Origin of the sequence: Gemella sp. GH3 (assembly GCF_013415425.1) — a bacterium.
Taxonomy (GTDB): Bacteria; Bacillota; Bacilli; order Staphylococcales; family Gemellaceae; genus Gemelliphila.
Genome location: NZ_JACBYC010000162.1, coordinates 1 through 713, shown reverse-complemented (window position 1 = coordinate 713; position 713 = coordinate 1). Strand labels below are relative to the sequence as shown.

At 25.8% G+C, this 713-nt stretch carries 1 rRNA gene; it reads left to right on the top strand.

The features are described 5' to 3' along the window. Nucleotides 1-8 precede the first annotated feature (8 nt). Nucleotides 9-123, top strand: a 5S ribosomal RNA gene (gene rrf, locus HZY83_RS06220). Nucleotides 124-713 lie beyond the last annotated feature (590 nt).

The following is a 713-nucleotide window of genomic DNA, read 5'->3' as shown; positions in this document are numbered from 1 at the left end:
AGTTTTCGTCTGGTGGCGATAGCAAGGAGGACACACCTGTACCCATACCGAACACAGAAGTTAAGCTCTTTAGCGTCGAATGTAGTTGGTCTTACGACCTGCGAGATTAGAACGTTGCCAGGCTTTTAGCTCCCTTTGGGAGTTTTTTTTATTATGTAGATATTTTATCTCTAAACTTTGTTAATAGTATAATTCAGTGCTGAATATAATATATTCTAAATAGTAAGTTCACTAGTTAAATGAAGAAATAACTATTAAATATAGCAAAGTATACAAATATAAAAAATAAGTCCACTAATTCTATAGTGAACTTATTTGGGGAAGTAAAATTTATATCTAATTAGATACTAACACTTATTAAAAACTAATACAAGGAATATCATATTTTGGTTGTATAAATTTATCTTAAAATTATATATAATCTTAATACAAATCGAAGAGATTATTTTGATGTTAAATAAATCTATATTTATTGGGTATATAATATTTAGTGTAAAGGGTAAAATCTTTATGCTAAATATTTTTTTATTTTAATCGCTAAATAGCAAATACATTAGTCTACAAAAAAAGTCCACTAATAAAAAGTGAACTTAAAAATGATTTGTGGAGAGTAAATTTATATATTATAAAAAACATATTATAAACTCTGGGCAGGGTTAATAAGATTTAGTTTTAAATAATCTATAAAAGTACTGCTGTATTCATACAATTAA